25 protein-coding genes are annotated in these 23,014 nt (G+C 38.7%); 18 read left to right on the top strand and 7 right to left on the bottom strand.

Going from position 1 to position 23,014, the window contains the following annotated elements; genetic code table 11:
- Positions 1 to 9: 9 nt before the first annotated feature.
- Positions 10 to 1,590 (bottom strand): histidine ammonia-lyase, encoded by a 1,581-nt coding sequence (hutH, locus tag HYG79_RS04705; RefSeq protein WP_179241006.1) that lies wholly within the window; start codon positions 1,588 to 1,590, stop codon positions 10 to 12.
- A gap of 78 nt (positions 1,591 to 1,668) precedes the next feature.
- On the opposite strand from hutH, the gene HYG79_RS04700 reads away from it, so the two are divergent.
- Together HYG79_RS04700 and HYG79_RS04695 are read left to right on the top strand one after the other, a co-directional pair.
- A complete protein-coding gene (locus HYG79_RS04700; protein ID WP_179241005.1) occupies positions 1,669 to 2,559 on the top strand; it encodes a LysR family transcriptional regulator in 891 nt (296 codons plus the stop codon).
- Positions 2,560 to 2,581: 22 nt separating this feature from the next.
- Positions 2,582 to 3,136: a nitroreductase family protein gene (locus HYG79_RS04695; RefSeq protein WP_179241004.1), complete on the top strand. Its 555-nt coding sequence runs from the start codon at positions 2,582 to 2,584 to the stop codon at positions 3,134 to 3,136.
- Here the strand turns inward: HYG79_RS04695 and HYG79_RS04690 are convergent.
- Both HYG79_RS04690 and HYG79_RS04685 read right to left on the bottom strand, forming a co-directional pair.
- The gene (locus tag HYG79_RS04690) at positions 3,129 to 4,163 is read right to left on the bottom strand and encodes a hypothetical protein (protein ID WP_179241003.1); all 1,035 of its coding nucleotides are present in this window, start codon (positions 4,161 to 4,163) and stop codon (positions 3,129 to 3,131) included. The two genes, HYG79_RS04695 and HYG79_RS04690, sit on opposite strands and share 8 nt — an antisense overlap.
- A 14-nt stretch (positions 4,164 to 4,177) precedes the next feature.
- The gene (locus HYG79_RS04685; protein ID WP_179241002.1) at positions 4,178 to 4,693 is read right to left on the bottom strand and encodes a DUF456 domain-containing protein; all 516 of its coding nucleotides are present in this window, start codon (positions 4,691 to 4,693) and stop codon (positions 4,178 to 4,180) included.
- Between the two features lie 143 nt (positions 4,694 to 4,836).
- On the opposite strand from HYG79_RS04685, the gene HYG79_RS04680 reads away from it, so the two are divergent.
- From HYG79_RS04680 to HYG79_RS04600, 15 genes are all read left to right on the top strand, one after another.
- Entirely contained in the window at positions 4,837 to 5,223 is a 387-nt protein-coding gene (locus tag HYG79_RS04680) for a BlaI/MecI/CopY family transcriptional regulator (protein WP_179241001.1), read from the top strand.
- An 11-nt stretch (positions 5,224 to 5,234) separates the two neighbouring features.
- Positions 5,235 to 8,012 (top strand): M56 family metallopeptidase, encoded by a 2,778-nt coding sequence (locus tag HYG79_RS18030; protein ID WP_228027935.1) that lies wholly within the window; start codon positions 5,235 to 5,237, stop codon positions 8,010 to 8,012.
- On the top strand, positions 8,009 to 8,317 hold the full coding sequence (locus HYG79_RS04660; RefSeq protein ID WP_179241000.1) for a tetratricopeptide repeat protein: 309 nt from the start codon (positions 8,009 to 8,011) through the stop codon (positions 8,315 to 8,317). The genes HYG79_RS18030 and HYG79_RS04660 overlap by 4 nt, the downstream gene beginning before the upstream one ends.
- Positions 8,318 to 8,848 carry a tetratricopeptide repeat protein gene (locus HYG79_RS04655; protein ID WP_179240999.1) on the top strand — a complete coding sequence of 177 codons (531 nt, stop codon included), beginning with the start codon at positions 8,318 to 8,320 and terminating at the stop codon, positions 8,846 to 8,848.
- A complete protein-coding gene (locus HYG79_RS04650; RefSeq protein ID WP_179240998.1) occupies positions 8,760 to 9,149 on the top strand; it encodes a hypothetical protein in 390 nt (129 codons plus the stop codon). Before HYG79_RS04655 ends, HYG79_RS04650 begins: the two co-directional genes overlap by 89 nt.
- An 81-nt stretch (positions 9,150 to 9,230) precedes the next feature.
- Positions 9,231 to 9,713, top strand: a complete 483-nt coding sequence (locus HYG79_RS04645) for an energy transducer TonB (RefSeq protein ID WP_179240997.1) — start codon at positions 9,231 to 9,233, stop codon at positions 9,711 to 9,713.
- Positions 9,714 to 9,716: 3 nt separating this feature from the next.
- Positions 9,717 to 10,307, top strand: coding sequence for a crossover junction endodeoxyribonuclease RuvC (gene ruvC / locus HYG79_RS04640; protein ID WP_179240996.1), 591 nt, complete (start codon positions 9,717 to 9,719; stop codon positions 10,305 to 10,307).
- Between the two features lie 9 nt (positions 10,308 to 10,316).
- Entirely contained in the window at positions 10,317 to 11,498 is a 1,182-nt protein-coding gene (hemW, locus tag HYG79_RS04635; RefSeq protein ID WP_228027934.1) for a radical SAM family heme chaperone HemW, read from the top strand.
- A 107-nt stretch (positions 11,499 to 11,605) separates the two neighbouring features.
- Positions 11,606 to 12,358 (top strand): cyclase family protein, encoded by a 753-nt coding sequence (locus tag HYG79_RS04630; protein WP_179240995.1) that lies wholly within the window; start codon positions 11,606 to 11,608, stop codon positions 12,356 to 12,358.
- The gene (locus HYG79_RS04625) at positions 12,355 to 12,708 is read left to right on the top strand and encodes a DUF4260 domain-containing protein (protein ID WP_179240994.1); all 354 of its coding nucleotides are present in this window, start codon (positions 12,355 to 12,357) and stop codon (positions 12,706 to 12,708) included. The genes HYG79_RS04630 and HYG79_RS04625 overlap by 4 nt, the downstream gene beginning before the upstream one ends.
- Positions 12,709 to 12,716: 8 nt before the next feature.
- Entirely contained in the window at positions 12,717 to 13,346 is a 630-nt protein-coding gene (locus HYG79_RS04620; protein WP_179240993.1) for a DUF4230 domain-containing protein, read from the top strand.
- A 4-nt stretch (positions 13,347 to 13,350) separates the two neighbouring features.
- Positions 13,351 to 13,746, top strand: coding sequence for a Dabb family protein (locus HYG79_RS04615; RefSeq protein WP_179240992.1), 396 nt, complete (start codon positions 13,351 to 13,353; stop codon positions 13,744 to 13,746).
- Positions 13,747 to 13,752: 6 nt separating this feature from the next.
- The gene (locus HYG79_RS04610) at positions 13,753 to 14,112 is read left to right on the top strand and encodes an MmcQ/YjbR family DNA-binding protein (protein WP_179240991.1); all 360 of its coding nucleotides are present in this window, start codon (positions 13,753 to 13,755) and stop codon (positions 14,110 to 14,112) included.
- Between the two features lie 76 nt (positions 14,113 to 14,188).
- A complete protein-coding gene (locus HYG79_RS04605) occupies positions 14,189 to 15,961 on the top strand; it encodes a MutS-related protein (protein WP_179240990.1) in 1,773 nt (590 codons plus the stop codon).
- Positions 15,962 to 16,039: 78 nt separating this feature from the next.
- On the top strand, positions 16,040 to 17,041 hold the full coding sequence (locus tag HYG79_RS04600) for a metal-dependent hydrolase (RefSeq protein WP_179240989.1): 1,002 nt from the start codon (positions 16,040 to 16,042) through the stop codon (positions 17,039 to 17,041).
- Between the two features lie 9 nt (positions 17,042 to 17,050).
- Here the strand turns inward: HYG79_RS04600 and HYG79_RS04595 are convergent, their stop codons facing one another.
- From HYG79_RS04595 to HYG79_RS04585, 3 genes are all read right to left on the bottom strand, one after another.
- Positions 17,051 to 18,151, bottom strand: coding sequence for a DUF4407 domain-containing protein (locus HYG79_RS04595; protein WP_179240988.1), 1,101 nt, complete (start codon positions 18,149 to 18,151; stop codon positions 17,051 to 17,053).
- A gap of 124 nt (positions 18,152 to 18,275) precedes the next feature.
- The gene (locus HYG79_RS04590; RefSeq protein WP_179240987.1) at positions 18,276 to 20,036 is read right to left on the bottom strand and encodes a M56 family metallopeptidase; all 1,761 of its coding nucleotides are present in this window, start codon (positions 20,034 to 20,036) and stop codon (positions 18,276 to 18,278) included.
- 2 nt (positions 20,037 to 20,038) lie between these two features.
- Positions 20,039 to 20,404, bottom strand: a complete 366-nt coding sequence (locus HYG79_RS04585) for a BlaI/MecI/CopY family transcriptional regulator (RefSeq protein ID WP_179240986.1) — start codon at positions 20,402 to 20,404, stop codon at positions 20,039 to 20,041.
- Positions 20,405 to 20,901: 497 nt separating this feature from the next.
- On the opposite strand from HYG79_RS04585, the gene HYG79_RS04580 reads away from it, so the two are divergent.
- The gene (locus tag HYG79_RS04580) at positions 20,902 to 21,480 is read left to right on the top strand and encodes a PhnA domain-containing protein (RefSeq protein WP_179243479.1); all 579 of its coding nucleotides are present in this window, start codon (positions 20,902 to 20,904) and stop codon (positions 21,478 to 21,480) included.
- Positions 21,481 to 21,524: 44 nt separating this feature from the next.
- On the opposite strand, the gene HYG79_RS04575 is transcribed toward HYG79_RS04580, so the two are convergent.
- Positions 21,525 to 22,913 (bottom strand): dipeptidase, encoded by a 1,389-nt coding sequence (locus tag HYG79_RS04575; RefSeq protein WP_179240985.1) that lies wholly within the window; start codon positions 22,911 to 22,913, stop codon positions 21,525 to 21,527.
- Positions 22,914 to 23,014: the final 101 nt, after the last annotated feature.

Here is a 23,014-nt window from a genome sequence, read left to right as displayed (position 1 = left end):
AACACTGTTTTAATAGTTTTCGAACACTTCGGTATACTTCGTCTCTAAAGATATACCTTCTTTTTTGCCAATACCATTGATTACGTTCATAATTGTTTTTTCCCGAATCATTTGAATGCCCTTTTCTATATCGTCTGCAAATACCCTATCCTTATCGGCAAAAGCCACTTTTTTTCTTATTTCTTTATGAATTTCCTCCAAAAAAATACCAGACTTCATAGGTTTTCTAAACTCAAAGGCTTGGGCGGCCGTCAATAGTTCAATGGCCAAGATTTTTTCTACGTTTTCGATGACCTGTAGTGCCTTTCTTCCACCAATGGAACCCATGCTGACATGGTCTTCTTGGCCCAGGGAAGTAGGGATGCTATCCGCACTGGACGGGAAACATAACCCCTTGTTCTCACTGGCCAAAGCAGCGGTAGTGTATTGTAAAATCATGTAGCCCGAGTTTGTGCCCGTGTCGTTCATCAATAATTTAGGCACTCCGGGACTGTTGCCCTCTAACGCCAAATAAATACGCCTATCCGAAATATTACCGACCTCAGATGCTGCCAAACAGGCATAATCCAACGCCATGGCCAAGGGTTGGCCATGAAAATTACCACCGCTGATGGTCAACGCCTCATTTATGACGACTGGGTTGTCGGTAACCGAATTCAGTTCGGTTTCAACCAATTCTTTGAGATGAAGCCAAGCATTACGGGAAGCACCGTGAACCTGTGGAATACACCGTAACGAGTAGGGGTCCTGCACCCGTTCGCAATCTATATGATCTTCCATGATTTCTGACCCTTTGAGTAGTCTTTTTACTCGTTTGGCCACATGAATATTTCCTTTGAAGGGCCTTAGGGCATGTAATTCATTGTAAAAAGGTTTTACTGAGCCTTGTAGTCCTTCAATCATCATGGCCCCAACAATATCTGCCTGTGACAGCACGGAATGTAGCTTTTCAACCACATTTACGGCATGTGCCAGGATAAACTGTGTGCCGTTGATCAATGCCAACCCTTCTTTTGGGCCTAAATGTATAGGCTGTAGACCTGTTTCTTGAAAAAGCTCTGCAGTTGTTATGGTTTTACCCTTAAAACTTACCTTTCCCAACCCGATGAGTGGCAAAAATAAGTGGGAAAGCGGCGCCAGATCACCCGAGGCACCTACCGAACCTTGCGAAGGTACTATTGGGATGGCATTGTTTTCAATATGCCAAATGATGCGGTCTAAAGTGGTCTTAGCTATGCCCGAATATCCCTTGGCCAGCGAATGTGCCTTCAAAATCAACATTAACTTTGCTATTTCCGCAGTAATAGGCTCTCCAACGCCAACACTATGGCTTTTGAGAATGTTGGATTGTAACATACTAGTCTGTGACTCCGAAATTTTAGTGGTACATAAAGGACCAAACCCTGTGTTTATACCATAAACCGGATGGCCCTTCTTTACAATTTTCTGAACGATTTCCCAGCTTTTTGAGATTTTGGCCACTGTTTCTTCAGATAATCTCATTTGGGCCTGGCCTCTCGCAATACATATCGCCATGCCGACCGTAAGATGGCCCTCGCCCAAATGAAAGGATTTTGGTGTTGAAACCATATGCATTATTTTAATTTCCTAAAATTATTGATTAGGTTTGATAATCACCAATACCATTTAATTCAATAATCAATACTTATGGAGCATCAATTGGAACTAAGGCACTTTAGATATTTTTTGGCGGTGGCCCAAGAGCTTCATTTTAGAAAGGCAGCGGAAAAATTATACATTTCGCAACCCGGATTAAGTAGGCAAATAAAGCAGATGGAAGAACTTTTGCAAGCCCAATTGTTCTTGCGCGATAAGAAAAAAGTATCGCTCACACCGGCCGGCCATTTTTTGAAACAGCAAACTGAAATATTGTTCAAGCAGTTACAGGATACAAAAAGACGTATACAACACATAGGGGAAGGGGATACGGGAGAAATAAGGATTGGTTTTTTAGGTTCTGCCATGCAGAAAGTGATTCCCTCATTACTATTGAAACTGAGGGATACATATCCTAAAATAAAGACATCTCTTGAAGAGCGTTCCAACATAAATCAAGTAGAGGCAGTACTCAAGAACGATTTGGATTTGGGATTTGTTCGCTTGGCTAAAGTTCCGGCAGAATTGAAAATGGAAACTGTTTACAAGGACACGTTTTCGCTGGTCTTACCCGAAAGCTACCCCATGTTGACACGTGATTATAAGGGAATGTATCAATTTGCACAGGATAACTTTATTTTGTTCAATCAAGAATATAGCCCATATTATTACGAAACGGTTATGAGCATTTGCTCCGATGCAGGATTCAAACCTAAAGTTTCACATAAATCGGTTCATGCGCATACCATTTTTAAATTGGTGGAGAATAAAATGGGAATCGCTATTGTGCCAACCGCTTTACAGGGCGGCTTTCGTATGCGTATCAAGTTTATTGAACTTCGTGATATTGAGCAACAGGCTACCCTCTCTGCAATTTGGAAAAGGGAAAATGCAAATCCTGTGTTAAAAAATTGTGTGGATTTACTTTTAGATAGAAATTGAAATCAATTTAAAAAATAAGCGTATGATTTTTGATTTGATACAACAAAGGCGTTCTGTTTTCCCACCACAATACAACGATAGGCCCATAGCTAAAAAGGATATTGAAAAAATTCTTGAAGCAGCCAACCGGGCACCTACCCATAGGAAGACCGAGCCATGGCGCTTTAAGGTAATTCAAGGCGATAAAAAAGCGGAATTGGGTGAGTTTTTGTCCAACACCTATATAGATATAACTGTAAAACCAAAGCAGATAAAAGCAAAAAAGCTTATTGAAAACCCTAAAAGAGCAGCTGCTATCATTGCCATATGTATGCAGCGCGATCCAAATGAAAGTGTGCCCGAATGGGAAGAGATAGCTGCGACTGCAATGGCCGTGCAGAACATGTGGCTTTGTTGCACGGCAATGGGAATAGGGAGTTATTGGAGTTCGCCGGCCCTTATTGAATATATGGATGAATTTCTCCCCATGAACGAGGGTGAAAAATGTTTGGGCTTTTTTTATATGGGCTACTTTGACGAGGTACTTCCTGAATCAAACAGAAATCCGATTACCGATAAAACGGTTTGGATCAAGTAGAGGGCACAATGGTTTCCAAGGCGGCCCCAAGTTCGTTTATAAACCTATTTTTGTCATCCAAGTGTAATACTAAAACGTCGCAATGTTCTTTAAGGCCATATGCTTTGTCAATGGTTTGTTTTTGCTTAAAATAAATGGCGATATTGTGGTTGTGGCTTTCTTTGGACAAGCCAAGATTGGCTATTTTGAATTTCACGGATTTCAATTCTTTAGAGCATGCTTCAACCCTATCAATATCCTTCAAGTCAATATTCATGTTAGCCAAAAGTCCATTTTTTAAACACAGATTTTTAGGGGTAAGTACCGACGGCTTTTGAATCAATACTTTCATATGGGCAATAATCATAAAAGCAGTGTATATACTTGTCGCGGTCAACATCCAAGCCGCTATTCCATTCCATTTTGAAAGTAGTATGTGAAAAGTAAAAGTTTCAATAACGATTATTAAGAGAAAACCACAACAAAGTGCTATCGATGCATTTTCTTTATGATGGGTAAATGCTTTGTGCGTGGTTTTTTGCTTTTTCCAAGAAAACAATAGATAATAGAGCATTATTATTTCAGAAGCGATGAAATAACTCATTTTAGATGTACCAAAAATCTCGTGAACGCTTTGGTTGATAATAGTGTTGATATCTTCGCTTTGTTTGGAGTTGTATTTGAATATTCGTACACTTTTGTAGATTTTATACAGTACTAAAAGTAGAACGGCGCATTCTACTACAGGGAACAAATATGTTTTTATATAGTTTACATGTTCTTGTTGGTTTTCTGGCAAGAGTACAGTAGCCAGTAAAATGCCCATTATAAAAAACGGAACGGTTTTTAGTTTGTTTTTGGCTTTTTTCTTGGATAGGAACAAAAATAGCAAGGGAGCCGTCAACGTCAGGTCATAAGTAACCGCTATTGCCAATTTAGGATGCTTTTGCATTAGAGGGCTGATTGCCAATATGCTTGTGAAAAGAATGAACAATATGGGCAATCCGTACACAAAAATTTTTTTCTCAAAAAGTCTTGGTGCATGCATATATCCAAATTAAATCAATCAAAGTACGGGAACAAGGCCGCTTTGTAATCCCATGCCGTTGTTATAAAAAGGCCCAAATACACAATGGAGACCACAAATTTTAGAAAGGTTCCCGTTAAAAACCCCAAAAAAGAACCAAAGGCCGCCTTCGTAGCGGTTTTTTTATCGGCCTTATTTAGAAGCTCACCTATCAAAGCACCGGCAAAGGGCCATATGATAATCCCAAAAGGACCCAGTACAGGAAAAAAAATAGCGACCAGTAAACCAAGCGTAGTACCGATCATGCCCGCTTTTGTGCCGCCAAATTTTTTAGTGCCGATAGCGGGGATAATATAATCCAGGGCAAAAACGACCAAAGCAATAACCAAGGTCACTCCCAAAACCCACCAGTCGTTGGGTATGGCTTTGGTCAAGTATAGCAATAAGAGTCCTATCCAGCTGATGGGGGGACCGGGTAAAACAGGCAAAAAACTACCTAGAATACCAATGAGCATAAGCACAAAACCTATGATGAGTAAAGCAATATCCATACATTTCTTTTAATATGTTGGTCTAAGATATATAGGATTTGTTACATCTACCGGGTTTTCAAATATAATTTATAACTAAAATTTTAGTTTAAACTAAAATTTTAGTTATATTTGAATTCAATTTAAACTAAAAAATTAGTTGAATGAAGCAATTGACCAAAGCAGAAGAGGAGGTAATGCACGTATTATGGCAGTTAGAAAAATGTAATGTAGCTGCCATTATTGATAAGCTACCCGAACCTAAACCTGCGTATAATACGGTTTCTACAATTGTTCGCATACTGGAAAGCAAAGGTTTTGTAGACCACGAACAAGAGGGTAAAGGGTATCTATATTTTCCGTTATTGAAAAAAGCGGACTACAGCAGCCAGTCCATCAATAAATTAGTGGATGGTTATTTTCATGGCTCGTTTAAGAGTATGGTTTCATTTTTTGTGAAGAAGAACGATGTGAGCTTGTCCGAATTGGAATCTATTTTACAGGAAATTAAAAAGGATACAAAGTCAAAAAATAGAAAAACGGACAACTAAAACTATTTAGAATGGTACAGTATATTTTGGAGTGCATCACTTTTCAATTGATATTCCTCATCATCTACGACTTCTTTTTAAAAAGGGAAACTTTTTTTCAGTGGAACAGGGTATATCTCATTTTTACGTACATGCTGTCACTTTTCTTGCCCTGGATAAAGCTGGAGGCTTTAAAAACAACGGTTCCCCAAAAGTTATACACATATCCAGAGTTTTTATGGCATACAGATAATAGTATTGCCGTTACTGTGAGCCAAAATACAGCGTCCTCATTTTCCATGCCGTGGGAATATATATTGTTATTGGTAGGTATGTTGATTGCATCAATTTATTTTGGCTATAAGTTATATCAATTACGACTATTAAGAAAAAGAGGTGAGGTGCGTTATTTTCTCGATTTTACACGTATCGTTATAAAAGACAGTAACATGGCCTTTTCATTTTTCAAATTTATTTTCATAGGGGACAGAGTCCTAAAAACAGATTACGAGAGCATAATTCAACATGAGTTGGTGCACATACGGCAAAGACATTCCTATGATTTGTTGTTTTTTGAGTTGATGCGGATTATGGCATGGTTTAACCCATTGGTCTATGTTTATCAGAATAGGGTGGCCGAACTGCATGAATTCATCGCAGATGCTCATGTGGCCAAAACAAATAAGGGGGCACAATATGAATTTTTGCTATCCCAGGTGTTTCAGACCCAAAATATCTCTTTCGTCAATCATTTTTTCAAAACTTCATTAATTAAAAAACGAATTGTTATGCTTCAAAAAACCAAATCAAAACGAATTTGGCAATTAAAATATCTGCTATTGGTGCCTTTGGTCTTAGGTATGTTGATATACACATCTTCAGCACAGGAATTAAACCAAGAAAACAACAGTGTCGAAAACCAAACGATAAAAGATTCGGAATTGATAGAAAAAGTTGAAGCCGAAATAATGAAGGAGGTTGAAGAATGGGGCTCTTTTAATGCATATTACTTTAATTCGCCAAAGGTCAAAAAATATAGGGATTCCAAAGAAATACTATCAAAGGAAGACTACTTCAAAAATGAAGTTATGACCAAGTTGCATTTTACCGAGATGGATAAAAAAATAAATAACGAAATAAAGAATACCAAACCTATTTCACATAAGTTCCCATTACCTTCAACAGGTAGATATACCAATTATGTAAACAGAACAAAAGTATTTCAGATATTGGACAACAATATCAAGTATTCTATTGGAGTTTTTGATTCCAAAATTCTTTTGATTGATATAAAAGAGGTTTACCCATCTAACGGTTATGTTTTTGAAGTAGAAAACAGTAAAGATTTTACGGGAAAAGAACTTAGGGCTTTCAATAATAAGTTGGATGAGATTTTTGACCAAGACCATCCAAATTACTCGACCATGATTTTGACTGACGGCCGATATGCATTTCAAATCTTTGGAAAAACAGATTTGGCCTTATTTGATAATAGCGGTAAAAAGACCTCAAAAGATAAGGATTTACCCATCCTAGTTGTAAACGATATCGAAAAACTTACAATTACTGAAAAAGAAAAAATTCAATCCTTATTATTGATTTTTGAGGAAGCAGAGCAAGGTGTAGAACTTATTATTAAAGATGATGATACAACGATAACTTTGATTAGAACTGATGATGGCTCTCTCATTTCGGGTTTTGAAAACACTATGATCAAAGCAAAAATGCATATTGAATCCAAAATACCAAAAGATGATTTCGTTTTATTTGGCACCAAAAAACAAAAAGTTCAAACGTTGGCAGATGCGAATGATATTCCATTTTCAGAAGTAGATGAAGTGCCCGTTTTTCCTGGCTGCGAAAACGATGGTGATAAAAGAGGCTGTTTTTATGAAAACATACGCAAGCATATTCGAAAAAACTTTAGATATCCCGAAGAGGCACTGGAAAAAGGAATTCAAGGCAGGGTAAGTGTTATTTTCACTATTTTAAATAACGGCGCCATTGGAAACATAAGAGCACACGGACCCGATATGATATTGGAACAAGAGGCGGCAAGAATAATTGGTCTACTTCCCCGAATGCAAGCGGGAGTTCATAAAGGAAAGAAAACTAACGTTATTTTTTCAATGCCTATTTCATATAACCTTGATGGGAACGAGCAAACCCATGATGAGGTTAAGGATGCTTCAAAAGAAGATACGGTAATTAACGGCTATGTTATTGAGAAAGAAACTTCAAATCAAAAAGGGGTAGGTGTGCCATTCGCAGTGGTTGATGAAGTTCCAGTATTTCCGGGTTGCGAAAATGCAGAAAATAAAAGAAAATGTTTTCAAGAAAAAATGAACGAGCACATTAGGAAAAATTTCAGCTATCCCAAAGCAGCACAAGAGAAAGGCATACAAGGTAGGGTGAGTACATTTTTCGTTATTCAAAAGGATGGGAGTATTGGTGATTTGAGAATGCGAGGCTCCGATAAACTCTTGGAGCAAGAGACCGAGCGTATTATTTCTTTATTGCCCAAAATGAAACCTGGAAAACAAAAAGGGGAAATTGTAAAGGTGCCGTTTTCAATCCCAGTAAATTTCAAACTAAAAAAGGATGATGTATCGCAAGAATCATTGCACGAAAATAAAACACCACCGTTAATAATAATCGATGGTAAGGAATCTCATGACTACGAAATGTACAAAATGAATCCAGACCGTATAAAGTCGGTGAATGTTCTAAAAGGGGATGCGGCAAAAAGAAAATACGGTGATAAAGGTAAAAACGGGGTGATAGAGATAATTACAAAAAAGAGCGATTGAAAAATACCCTTGTCTTTTTGGTGTTTTTTGGCATAGTGAAGGCCGAGGCTCAATCTTCGGTAGCGGAAACCGCGGATAGTTTGTATACCATCGGTAACTATAAACAGGCAATTAATGGCTACGCAAAAATAGGTTCGCAGAAATCATGGCTGCAAATTGCCCGTGCCTATCACAATATTGGAAACTATAAAAAGGCTGTAATCCAATATGAAAATATCATCAAAAGCGATACCAGTTCGCAAATTGCCCGTTTTGAATTGGGAAAGTTGTATTTAAAGGTAAAGCAGGTAGAGAAAGCATACTAGATGTTCTCCCGTTTAGCAAAAAGTGGCAAGACCAACCCTGAATATCACTATTACCATGGGCTGTCACTTCAAAATGCCGAAAATCGGGACGAAAGTATTGATGCTTTCATAAAGGCCATATTAATGGATAGTACACACATAAGAAGTTTTTTTCAACTCGCAAAATATTGTGTAACTCAAAATGATAATGATAGTGCCTTGGTATATGCCAATAGAGGGCTGTCATATTATTCAGAAAATGTGTCGCTTATCAACCTAAAGGCATTGGCCTTGTATAATAATTCAGAATATGGCAAAGCTATCCCTTGGTTTGAAAAACTGTTGCAGTTGGGTGAAAGCAAAGAGTATATCTATGCAAAACTAGGCTATAGTTATTATAGACATTGGGAGTTTGACAAGGCCAAAATTGCCTTGAAAAAAGTATTGGAAATAAACGAAACCAATGCAGATGCCTATTTTCAACTCGCTCAGACCTATTATAAAGAAGCCGAAAAGGGACAGTGCGGCATACTGTATCAAAAAATCTATTGAAGCCCAAGACCCATTTTTGAACAGGGAGTATCATTATTTGGCAAGTTTGGCCAGAGAGAAGCAAGATTTGGGGTCCGCTTTAAAGTATTACAAATTGGCTTGTAATGAGGATCCAGATGATATACGGTCACATTTTCAACTATATACTACCTCTGAACAGTATTATAAAGATTCTAAGACGATATTGGATTGTTATGAGTCTTTTATGAAAAAATTTAATGGGCAAGATGAGTATTTATCGAGCATAGCCGCTAAACGAATCCGAAAATTCAAGGAGGATATCCACTTTGGTAAAAAATAGTACCCGCTACTCTTAAAGCTTTCCCCAGCCTACCGTACTTGCCCAAAAAGTCGTAATTTTCCGGTCAGAACCTCATTCTTGATGAAAAATCTTTTGTTTTTGGGTGTGTTATGCCTTTTGGCCTCTTGCGAGTGGTTGCCCTCCAAAGATGCCAAAACACAAAAACTGGTAGAAGAAGAAATGCAGCAGATCGATTGGAACGACCTGGATCAATATCCCCTGTTCAGCGATTGTGATGAGACATCATCCAAAATGAACCAAAGAAGATGTTTTCAGGAAAATATCCTACTTCATTTTTCAATGACCTTACAAGATTTTGAATTCGTCCTCAACAAAGATGTAAACGATACCTTGTTCGTTGATTTTTTGATGGACAAAGAAGGTACGGTATCCGTTTTGAACATCCAAAAAGATATTACCATAGATGAACAAATGCCAGAATTTGATGAGATAATCACGCAAAGCTTAAAGAGTTTGCCAAAAGTTGAACCGGCCCTGAAAAGGGGGATTCCGGTAAACGCAAAGTTTCGTATCCCCATTGTTCTCAACACAAAACTCAATTAGCTTTTGGCTTCGGAAAAAATCATATTGGGCATTGATCCAGGTACCACTATTATGGGGTTTGGGATTATCAAGGTAACGGGAAAAAAGATGCAGTTCATTCAAATGAACGAGCTATTGCTCAAAAAATATGATGACCCCTATACTAAATTGAAACTTATTTTTGAACGCACCCTAGAGTTGATAGACACCTATCATCCCGATGAAATTGCCATTGAAGCCCCATTTTTTGGCAAAAATGTACAGTCTATGCTAAAATTGGGCCGAGCGCAAGGCGTAGCCATGGCTGCCGGACTTTCACGTCAAATACCGATTACCGAATACCTTCCAAAAAAAATTAAGATGGCCATAACGGGCAACGGTAACGCCAGTAAGGAACAGGTCGCCAAAATGCTGCAAAGTGTTCTAGGGTTGAAAACACTCCCTAAAAATTTGGACAGTACCGATGGCCTTGCGGCCGCAGTATGTCATTTTTATAATGAAGGTAGGGTAGATGTGGGAAAAAGCTATACCGGTTGGTCCGCTTTTGTGAAGCAGAATAGCCCCCAAAATCCTAAAGGGGAAACGCCTGTTGTCAATCTTAGAAAAAAGAAATAATAGTAAGGATTGAAACAACCAAAAAAATCAAATGACTCAATAAATACTGCCTCTCGGGGCGGCGGTATCTACATTCACATCCCCTTTTGCAAGCAAGCCTGCCACTATTGTGATTTTCATTTTTCTACCAGTATGGGAAAGAAAGAAGCTATGGTTATGGCATTCTGTAAAGAACTGGAATTTAGAAAGGATGAGTTTAAAGGTGAAATTGTAGAAACTATATACTTTGGTGGTGGTACGCCATCTGTTTTAGATACCGATGAGATAAAAAGAATAATCGCATCGGTATATGGCCACTACACCGTGGCCAAAAATCCCGAAATTACTTTAGAGGCCAACCCAGATGACCTATCAAAAGACAAAATAACCCAACTATCCCAAAGCCCTGTAAATCGTTTGAGTATTGGCGTACAATCTTTTTTTGACCAAGATTTAAAACTGATGAACAGGGCACATTCGTCTGAAGAAGCCATAGCATCCTTGTCCTTGGCGACTCACTACTTTGAAAATATTTCTATCGATTTAATATATGGTATGCCCAATATGACCAATGAGCGTTGGCTTGAAAACATTGAAAAAGCTATTTCTTTTGGTGTGCCCCATATTTCAAGTTATGCCTTGACCATTGAGCCCAAAACCGCTTTGGCGAATTTTGTGGCCAAAGGATTGGTACAACCAGTGGATGATGAGGTGGCGCAGCATCATTTTAATATTTTATCGGAAAGGCTCACAAAAGCGGGCTATGACTGTTATGAGATTTCGAATTTTGGGAAACCTGGTTATTTTTCCAAAAACAATTCGGCCTACTGGCAGCAAAAAAAGTATATGGGTATTGGTCCTTCCGCACATTCGTTTGATGGAAATAGAAGGGGATGGAATATCAATAACAATCCCAAATACTTAAAGGCCATTGAAAATGGGGAACTACCTATGGAAGTTGAGGTACTGTCCACAACCGATAAGTATAACGAGTACGTGATGACAGGTTTACGTACCATATGGGGCGTATCCTTGACCAAAATAGCAACTGAGTACGGAGTAAAATATAAAGAATATGCGATGATGCAGGCGGAAAAGTATGTAGCGCAACATTTACTCTATTTGGATGGCGATATTTTGTTGGCGACCAAAAAAGGAAAGTTTTTGGCCGATGGGATTGCTGCCGACCTCTTTATGATAAAAATGAAGTAAATTTGGTCAATGTCGAAAACAGAGCCTTACTTATTCAAGTGCAGCCGGGAGTTGACAACAAAAATCCTAATGAAATATCTCGACCAAGCTCAACTTGACCTTTTTTCATGAAATCAATACTAACACATAACCAAAAAGAATATCGAATTGACCTGTCTAAGCCATTGGATATTTCGATACCGTTACATGGCAACGCTACCAACGTAAACGCATGGTACCTTGGTCATCCCAAAATAGAACCGCATAAAAATGACAATTTTATCGGTAGTGTAACGCAAGGTGCTTCTACCAATTTTAATGATATTTGGTTCAACCCGCACGCCCACGGCACGCATACCGAATGTGTGGGCCATATTACAAAAGATTTCTACTCCGTTAACCAAAGTCTAAACCAATTTTACTATTTGGCAGAGGTGGTAACCGTCGCTCCAGAAAAGAACAAAGACGATTTGGTAATTTCAAGACAACTGCTTCAAAATACTTTAAAAGACAAAAAATCAAAAGCATTGGTTGTACGCACTCTGCCCAATACGGTTGCGAAAAAATCCAGGCAGTATTCCAATACCAATCCACCATATCTTACTAAAGAGGCTGCCGAATATCTGAAAGAAATCGGCGTTGAGCATCTATTGGTAGACTTGCCCTCAATTGATAAAGAAAAGGATGATGGAGCCCTTTTGGCACACAAAGCATTTTGGGATTTTGAGGGGGAAATTCGAGAAAACGCTACGATAACTGAGTTCGTATATGTGGATAATGACATACCGGACGGCACATATTTGTTGAACTTGCAAGTGGCCCCTTTTGAAAATGATGCGAGCCCTTCAAGGCCGGTTTTATATAAAACCTTACAACCATGAAACATCTGTTAAGATTAGAGGAATTTGCCATGTTTATCTTAGGTGTTTTTATGTTTGGGCTATTGGGTTTTGAGTGGTGGTGGTTTTTGGTGCTAATTTTAATACCAGATATAGGTATGTTGGGGTATTTGTTTGGCAATACCACAGGGGCTATAGGGTATAATTTGTTTCATCACAAGGGTATGGCCATCGTAATTTATTTTTTAGGGATGTACCTATCGTTTCCTCTAGTGCAATTGGCAGGTGTGATTTTGTTCTCACATTCGGCAATGGATAGGGTTTTTGGTTACGGACTCAAATATGATAAAGGATTCAAGTATACCCATTTGGGTGAAATAGGAAAAAAATAGATAGAATAATGGGCGATGTTTTAGAAGTTTTTCTAGGTCTTATTTTAGGGGCGATCATCATGTATTGGTTTTTTTCCCTTTTCAGGAAAAAGAAAAATAAGGAGCTTACCACGCACCAGTCTACCGTACTGCTTGAAAAGATAAAAAGTGTGTGCAAGTTGATTTCGGTAGAAGGTGATTTTGCGGAAATTTACAAGTACGAGAATACCAAGGAACGGTTTCTGAGTTTGGTCAGTAGTAAAAAAAAGGCTTTGATTGTCATCAAGGCAAAGGCGCAGATCGGTTATGATCTTAAAAAAATACTGATGCATGCCGATGACGGGAAAAGAAAAATCATTCTGACCAATTTTCCACAGCCCGAAGTACTTTCCATAGAGCCCGAACTAGAATTTTATGACGTTAAAAATGGATTGTTCAACACATTTACGCCAGATGATCTGACCAGCCTTAACCAAGAGGCCAAAAAACATATCAAAGAAAAAATACCGGAAAGTGGCTTAATGGAAACCGCTCGAAAAGAAGCATTGCAAACCGTACTGCTTATCGAGAAAATTGTAGAAACCATCGGCTGGAAATTAGATTATACCGCCTTGGAAATTTCAGAAAAACAAAAGGAAGTTTTAGAGAACAGAACATAAACAAATGAAAACAAAATCAACTTTACTACTTTTATTTACCATAACGATAGGCTTTGGCCAAAATGAAAAAGATATGAAACAGTTTGATTCCAATTTTGCCCATACCGTATACTTTTGGTTAGAAAATCCCGATAGCAAGGAAGATTGTATGGCTTTTGAAAAATCGCTACAGAAGTTTTTGGATAATTCGGCGTATGCAAAGACCAAGTATATCGGAAAACCGCCAAGAGCAAGTAGAGATGTGGTAGACGGCTCTTTTACATACGCATTGATAGTAACCTTTGAGTCGGCCGAGGCACAGCAAAACTACCAAGATGAAGCTCCCCATAAAGTATTTATCGAGGAGTCCAGCGAATTATGGACGAAGGTCGTCGTTTACGATTCAAAAGGTGTAAACTAAACACGGATGAACGTAGAAGTATTTCGTGAATATTGTATTGCCAAAAAAGGGGTTACCGAAGATTTTCCGTTTGACGAACATACCCTTGTTTTCAAGGTCATGGGAAAAATGTTCGCACTTTGTGGCTTGGAGAGAGTGCCGTCACAAGTAAACCTAAAGTGCGATCCGGAGCGGGCCGTTCAACTACGTGAAGAATATGATGGCGGCGTTATTGCAGGTTGGCATATGAGCAAGGTGCATTGGAATACGGTTATCTTGGAAAGCGTTCCGCCAAAATTGGTAGCTGAACTTATAGACCATTCATATGACTTGGTAATATCCAAATTTACCAAAAAGCTTAAGGCAGAACTAGATGAACTGCAATAATTTCCTATTCTATATCTTTACAGATTAACCCGTGCCGAGCGTAGTACATGGCATCAAAAAATCATTCTCTCAACGGATGCAGGATTTAGCTACCTTTTATCAAAATCAAATTCAAGAGTATTCGGATAAACTCCAAAAACTTAAGAAACAATTGTTTGTTTCAAGCATGCTGCGCTTGTCCGTTTTTATCATTGCCGCATTCGTGATTTACTTGGTTTTTGAACATACCAAGTGGGTATTTGCCGTAATTATATCGGCTATCGCCATTTTTTTGTATCTGGTTTCAAGGCATACCAATTTACAGTACCAAAGAGACATGCTCAAGGCGCTCATCCAAATTAATGAAACCGAAATCCGGGTATTACATAGGGATTTTGATAACCTGCCCCAAGGTAATGCGTATAAAAATCCATTACATCATTTTAGTCAAGATATTGATCTTTTCGGTAGGGGCTCTTTTTATCAATATTTCAACCGAACAGCCTTAAAACAGGGTAGTGATACTTTGGCCGCTTTGTTGACGGAAAATACTACCAACGATATTGTTTCAAAACAAGAAGCGATCAAGGAGCTTTCTGATATGACCCAATGGCGGCACCACTTTAAGGCCATAGCATCATTGGCGAAAACGGAAACCACGACCGATGCAACGGTAAAATGGTTGAACGCTTACAAACCCTTTTTGCCCAAGTTTATGCGTTATTTGCCATGGATTTTTTCCATACTGTCGATCAGCGGTATAGCCCTATATTTTTTTGATGTTGTACCGGAGTCGGTCTTGCTATATTGGTTGATATTCGGGCTATTGATTACGGGCGTGTACAGCAAAAAGATAACGAGGCTGGGATTGGGTACTTCTAAGATTCAATCTACATTTCAGCAATACAATAAGCTATTGGCTAGTATTGAAGAGACAAATTTTAAATCTGATGTACTTAGGGTGCAACAGCAAAAAATACTCAGTGATGGTAAAAAGACCTCCTTGGTACTAAAGGACTTTTCTGGACTTTTGAACAGTATTGATCAAAACAACAATTTGTTCTATCTCATTTTCGGCAATGGTTTTTTTCTACGTGGGCTGGCCACTTGTTTTAAAGTGGAACAATGGATAAAAAACCACGGTGCCTCGGTTGAAAAGTGGTTTGAGGTCATTGCCTTTTTTGATGCGTACAACAGCCTTGGGAACTTTGTTTTTAACCATCCCGAATATAGTTTCCCGAATATTGTGGACGATAAAACCATCTTAAAATCCAAAGGAGCGGGACATCCGTTGTTACATCCGGAAAAAAGTGTGCTGAACGACTTTCAAATAAACACAGAAGAGTTTTTTATCATCACAGGGGCCAATATGGCGGGGAAGAGTACTTTTCTGCGTACCGTTTCGTTGCAAATTGCAATGGCCAATATTGGGCTTCCGGTTTGTGCGAAATCGGTTGATTATCGTCCTGTTAAATTGATTACCAGTATGCGTACCACGGATTCTCTTACAGATGATGAATCCTATTTCTTTTCGGAATTAAAACGACTAAAGTTCGTTGTTGACGAAATTGAGAAAGATACCTATTTCATTGTTTTGGACGAGATTTTGAAAGGGACCAATAGTACCGACAAGGCCAAAGGTTCCCGAAAATTCGTGGAGCGGTTGGTCGCTTCGAAATCCACGGGAATCATTGCTACCCATGATTTGAGCCTCTGTGAAGTGGCTCAGGAACTTCCACAGGTAAAAAACCATTATTTTGATGCCGAAATCATTGATGACGAACTTCATTTTGATTACCGGTTCAAAGACGGCATATGCCAAAATATGAACGCTTCATTTTTGTTAAAGAAAATGGGGATAGTAAAATAAGCATTGGATGTTGGGTATGCGATTTTGAGATTGTAAATCAAGAAACCACGTAGCTAGCACCTTAATTCTAAAAAATCAATGGATTCTTTAACACAAATAGTTCTCGGCGCTTCGGTAGGTGAAGCCGTTCTTGGCAAAAAAGTAGGGAACAAGGCTATGCTTTACGGGGCTATTGCAGGTACTGTCCCAGATTTGGATGTACTGTGCCGTTACTTTGTGGATACGGTTACGGCTACGGAGTGGCACAGGGGATTCAGTCACTCTGTTTTATTCTCTGTTTTGTTCGCCCCTGTTTTTGGATGGATGGTCTGGAAAGTAAACCGTAAGCGCGACGCCACTTGGAAAGATTGGTCACTGCTGATGTTCTGGGGATTGGTCACCCATCCTATTTTAGATGCTTTTACAACATGGGGTACTCAATTGTTTTGGCCGTTCAAGACCCGGTTGGCCTTTCAGAACATCTTTGTGATAGATCCGCTATACACGATTCCCTTTTTGATATTCGTGATTTTGGCCATGCGCCAAAAAAAGATGTCACCCGTAAGAAAAAAATACAATACCATGGGCTTGTTGATCAGTAGTTCTTACTTGTTGGTAAGCCTTTTGTTAAAGGGATTTGCCTATCAGAAATTCACAAGGACATTGGAATTTCAAAAAATACAATATTCAAAAATCGATAGTAGGCCCACACCTTTCAATACGCTTTTATGGACGGCCAATATTGATGCGGGAGATGTTTATTTGATTGGCAATTACTCTTTTTTTGATTCAGAAGAAATACAGTTTACATCATTTCCCAAAAACCATGGGCTTTTGGGCGATTTAAGGACGAATGATAAAATAAACCGGCTTATCAATATATCCGAAGGGTGGTATACGATAACAAAAAAGGAAGGCGGTTTGTTTTTTAACGATCTTAGATTTGGTTTGATCAGTCTTGACCCGAACGAGGAACAATTTGCGTTTAGTTATAGATTGACCCCTGATGACACGGGCCTCAAGGTAGAGGAAACCCCAAAATTCAAAAGAGATGCCAAACGCCTTTTTTCAGCACTTTGGGAACGAATTTGGGGAAATTGATTTACGTTTTTAAAGATTTTTTACCTGTATGTCGTGAAATTTATCGGCTTGAAGGCGTAACAATTCCTCAGCTTTCTTCTTTTTGTAATCATAAAGTTCCTGTTCGGTTTTAAGGTCTTCAAAGATATGTTGGTTCATGTCATTATCCGTTGAGATAATGAGTTTGCGCTGTGATACCTTTTGGGTCGTCCAAGCGGCCAAGATACTTTCTTCTTCCTCTATTTTAATATCATATTCTCCTTTGGGGGCCAGCAGCTTGGCTATAATGGGCGAAGTCTCTATCGCTAAAAACAATAGAAAAATATAAAACGAAGGAAACCACGGTAATTCTCCCAACGCATTTATGCGGGCCATGAGTCCATCAAAGCCATCAATAATGGGTTGGGTGTTTTTGACCGTATCGGCATATTCGATATTCAATGCGTCAATTTGAGATTCTATTCCCGCTATCTTTTCGGTATTGGCGATTTTAAGCGTTTGCAATTCTGCCAAGGCGGCATCATGCTTTTCACGTTTTTCTTTATATACTGGCCCTTTTCCCAAAAGTTTGGTACCCGCCGTACCTTCGGCTTCGGCAATGTAAGTATCGTATAAAGCATTGGTCTCCGCTTCTTTTGTAGCGATTTCATCCTTTAAATTAGCGATATCCTGATTCAGTTTTTCAACGGCAGGGGTGTATTGTTGGGCAATTTGGTCTTTATTGGCAAGCGTCAGCTCATTCTTTTGCTCTAACAGTACCTGATTTATCTCTTTCTCAAAAATCTTCATCTCCAAAGGTTTGGAGATGACAACGGCTATGATTACGGCCAACACTATTCTTGGGCTTGCCTGTAAAAGCTCATGCTTGAAACTGTCTCTTTTCTTGATGGTAGAAACAATAAAACGATCCAAGTTAAAAATCAATAAGCCCCATAGTAAACCAAAAAAAATAGCCGTATACATAGTGTCAAAAACCGTGTACAGGGCGTAACTGCTGGCAATGAAAGCCATTACTGCGGTAAAAAAGACCGTGGCACCAATACCTGCATATTTGTTCTGTTCCCCTTTTGAACAGGTTTTTAAGATTTCGGAATCGGCCCCGGAGCAGAGTATAAAAAAATTCTGTAACATAGTGTTCTGATTTGATTGATGAATATTCGATACGATTAGAACGTGATTTGGAGTATTTTGTTACATAAAAAGCCTTCTAAACGAAGGCTTTAACAGTGATTTGTGATTTGTATCCAATTCAGAATCAAAAATGGGTATCAATTTTGACTACGGGTGCATTGCCGTTCTTTTTTACGATGTCCATACTTAAATCTTTATCGTTTTTTAAGATTTTAATGGCTTGGTCCGAAGTGATTTTTTTGCCCTTGTAATAAAATGTGGCACCCTGTTTCGCCATTTCTATGGCATGGTCCAATGGCGATTTTGGTTTTGGCGGAGCGGGAGGGGCCGGGATTTTGGCTTGTTCTTTTTTGACTTTCCCTTCTATCATCCCGATTTCTTCTTGGTGTGTAGATTCTTCCAACTCCTCCAACCCCTCTGATTCTTCTAACTCTTTTATCTCTTCTAATTCTTTTATTTCGACCTCATTTTGAATCAATAATAGTTCTTGCTCCATCATTTTTGTTTCCTCTTCTTTTATCAATGTTTCCCGGTCAGTCCGCTTTTTCTCTAGCTCTAGTAGTTTTTGCTCTACCTTGTTTATTTTATCAACGGGAGGTAAAGGGGGTTCAGGTGGTTCGGGAAAATCAGGAAAGGGTTCGGCATTCGCTTTTTGTGTGTCGGACATTACGTTATAAATGTATTCCATACGGTCTACCTCAGATTTTTTAATGCGAATATTGCCCTTTTTGGACAGCATGGCATTATACTTTTTTGCTAGGGTATTGTACTGGGCTATTTGGCCTTGGGTAGCACCGTCTTGCATTTTTTCTGGATGTTTTGGAAAAGATTCGTCGTTCGCGCTTTCCTTTTTCGGCACCTTCTCGTACATGGTTTCCAATATCCTTGATTCTTCTGATGTAATGGCTTGCATTTGGTCAGGAACAGCCTTGTGTTTTGACACTCGTTCAGGAGTTGTTCTTACCCTGTTTTCTTGTTCTTTAGGCATTGTTCTTTCTTTTTGAATGGCTTTCTTTTCGCTAAACCCATATAACAATAGAGCTACTAAAGAAAGCACTAAGATACTTCGTAGCACAACAGCTTTTTTTGATGTTTTTGTTTTCATGATCTTAAATCGTTTTTTGATTGATGAATAATTAAAGGCATTGGCCATGCCGATCGACTGATGTTTTTCGAAACTTTCCTGTGATAGGTAAGAAAGTAATGTGTTTTGATAATTGTAAGTATTCTTTTCTGTTTTCAATACGGCACTATCCGCCAAGAATTCATGGTTCAGTTTTATACTTTTCTTGAATAGGTATAGAAAAGGGTTGAACCAAAAAAGCACTTGTAAAAACTCCGCAAGAAGAACGTCTACACTATGATATTGTTTGGCATGGGTTTCCTCATGGGTGAGTACTGCCTTGGGAATACCGTTCGTTTCAAATTTTTTCCGGTTCAAAAAAATATACTTAAAAAAAGTGTGCGGGGGTATTTGCTCTTGTATCAACACTTTAATACTAGAGTTTTCTTTAAGCTTGGTATTGTTCTGTATTCTTCTTAGAATGTGTACGAGATGCTTGAAAAATCGAAATCCGAAGAAAAGCAACCCGATTACATAGACCCACCCAAACAGCACCGGCCAATTGATAACATCCATATCCGTAGGCTGTTCGGATACTATTGTATCGGTTGTACTGTAGGACAAAGGTATTTCCAGGGCAGACGAGGATATAGGCTCAATATACTCCACAAAAACAACACTCGGTATAATAAAAGAAGCAATCAGCGCACCCAAAAGATAAAAACGTTTGAACGTGTGCATGTTTTCTTTTTCCAGCATCAATCTATAAAAGACCAAAAAAGCGGCCATACAGGCGATAGACTTTACAAGATATACTAGCATGGTCATTTCTTTTCTATTTCTTGGTCTATCAATTTTTTCAATTCCTCAAGTTCAGATTTACTAAGGTTGGTCTCTTGGGCAAAAAACGAGGCAAACTGTCCGGGGCTATTATTGAAAAAGTTTTTTATGAGGCCGTTCACATGTTTCGAAAAATAATCTTTCTTTTTGACCAAGGGATAATATTCGCGGGAGCGTCCAAAGCTTTTGTAAGCTATAAAGCCCTTGTCGGCCATACGTTTTAAAAGTGTGGCAATTGTTGTAGTCGCGGGCTTGGGGTCCGGATAAGCCTCAAGTAAATCTTTCATAAATGCCCTCTTCTGTTTCCAGATAATGTTCATGAGTTCCTCTTCGGTCTTGGATAACTGCATTTTCTACATTCTTAGAATTAACTCTACAAATATAGAATAAATACTTTAATTCTACAAATGTAGAGTTTGTGGAAAAAAAAATAGACTTATCTGTATAATTTTAAGAAAGTAAAAACAATAAGTGCAGTTAATACTATAGAAAAAACAAGCAGATACAGAGAATGAATCCTGTTTTTTCTAGCAGCTTTTTTAATATCACTTTTTATTGTCTCAAGCTTAGACTTTGATATTTTAGGGAAGGTATATTCGGTAGGTTCTATTATGTTTTCAGATAGTAAAACCGATCTATTATCGCCTTTGAACTTCTTCCTTTTTTGGATTTTGTTCTGCTTTATTCGATTTACCATGTCAATAATATGCCCACTCATAGTGTACTTAATATACATTAAAAAAATATTCTACGCAAGAAAATTCTTTCGTAGTCGCCAACCGAAACTTTTGCAAAATCATACAATACTCCTTAAAGTTATATGTTTGTATTCTTGATATTTGATATGATGAAGCTTTTAGAAGAGTTAAAGACGAGAAGTGGAAATGTATGCGAGCTGTGCAGCACTGCCGATAATCTGAACATATATGAAGTTCCTCCTATTTCTACGGGGGGTTTGGATGGGAGTCTGTTGGCTTGTGATATCTGTATACATCAAATCGAAAATGAGGACGAAATGGACCCCAATCATTGGCGTTGCCTTAACGATAGTATGTGGAGTGAGCATAATACCGTAAAAATAATCGCATGGCGAATGTTAAATAGGCTTAAAGGTGAAGGGTGGCCCAAAGATTTATTGGATATTATGTATTTGGACGACGATACTCTAAAATGGGCAAAGGCGACGGGCGAGGGACTGGCAGAAAGTGAAAAGATTGTTCATAGGGACGTAAACGGTGTTGTCTTGGACAATGGGGATAATGTCGTGCTTGTCAAAGACCTTAAAGTCAAAGGGTCAAGTTTGGTGGCCAAACAAGGTACAGCCGTTCGTAGAATAAGTCTAGACCGCGAAAATGCCGAATACATAGAGGGCAAAGTCGGAGCACAGCAGATAGTTATTCTTACGAAGTACGTTAAAATAGTATAAGTTGATTGCTAACGTGTATCGATAAAAATAAATTTCTCTAAAAGCTAGGAACTCATCTCGGTAAAATATTTGTAGAAATAAGGTATCGTCTCAATCCCCTTTAAGTAGTTCCAAACCCCAAAATGCTCGTTGGGTGAATGGATGGCGTCGCTATCCAGACCAAATCCCATCAGTATGGTTTTACTTCCCAATGCTTGTTCAAATAATGAAACAATAGGAATGCTACCACCACTCCGCTGCGGTATTGGTTTCTTTCCGAAAGTAGTTTCATATGCTTTTGAAGCGGCTTGATATGCAATGGTATCGATTGGTGTTACATAACCTTGACCACCATGATGCGGTGTTACTTTTACTTTTACGCTTTTGGGGGCAATACTTTCAAAATGTTTTTTAAAGAGTTGGGTTATTTCTTCCCAATCTTGATCGGGGACCAATCGCATAGAAATTTTCGCATATGCCTTGCTGGCAATGACCGTTTTTGCACCTTCGCCCGTGTACCCACCCCATATTCCATTTACATCCAACGTGGGGCGTATGGAGTTTCGTTCATTTGTTGTGTACCCGTCTTCCCCATAAACGGCATCAATATCCAACGCTTTTTGGTACGCTTCAATATCAAAGGGCGCTTTTGCCATCTCGGCCCGTTCGGTAGCGGAAAGTTCCTCGACCTTGTCATAAAATCCAGGTATGGTAATGTGGTTGTTATCGTCATGAAGGGATGCTATCATTTGGGATAATATATTGATAGGGTTTGCTACGGCACCACCATACAATCCTGAATGTAAATCACGATTTGGTCCGGTGACTTCAACTTCTACGTAACTCAATCCACGCAATCCGGTGGTGATTGATGGTACATCATTCGCTATCATCCCCGTATCGGAAATCAAGATAATGTCATTGGACAGTTTCGCTTTGTTTTTCGCCACATAAACCGCTAAATTATTACTGCCTACCTCTTCTTCGCCCTCGATCATAAATTTAACATTACAGGGTAGTTGATGGGTTTTGACCATAAACTCTATTGCTTTTACATGCATATACATTTGACCCTTGTCATCGCAAGCGCCACGGGCAAAAATGGCACCCTCCGGATGTAGGTCTGTAGGTTTTATCACAGGTTCAAAAGGTGGCGAATGCCAAAGGTCTGTAGGGTCAGGGGGCTGAACGTCGTAATGGCCGTAAACCAGTACAGTCGGTAAATCGGCATCAATTATTTTTTCTCCGTAAACTATGGGGTAGCCATCGGTTTCATGAATTTCTACCAAATCACAACCAGCTCTTTCAAGAGATGTTTTTATGCTGTCCGCAGTATTAAGCACGTCTTGGGAAAAGGCAGAATCAGCACTTATGGAAGGTATTTTCAACAACTGTACCAATTCATCTAAAAACCGTTGTTTATGTTGTGAAATGTAGTCTTTTATATTTTGCATGACGATAGTTAAAAAATCATATAAAATTACTAAAAGAACTTTTTAAAGTGTTAGTATTTCTAAATTGATTTTTTGCTTTATATTTGCAATCCAATTTTAAG

The organism is Costertonia aggregata, assembly GCF_013402795.1.
GTDB lineage: Bacteria > Bacteroidota > Bacteroidia > Flavobacteriales > Flavobacteriaceae > Costertonia > Costertonia aggregata.
This window is presented reverse-complemented; position numbering and strand designations above follow the sequence as displayed.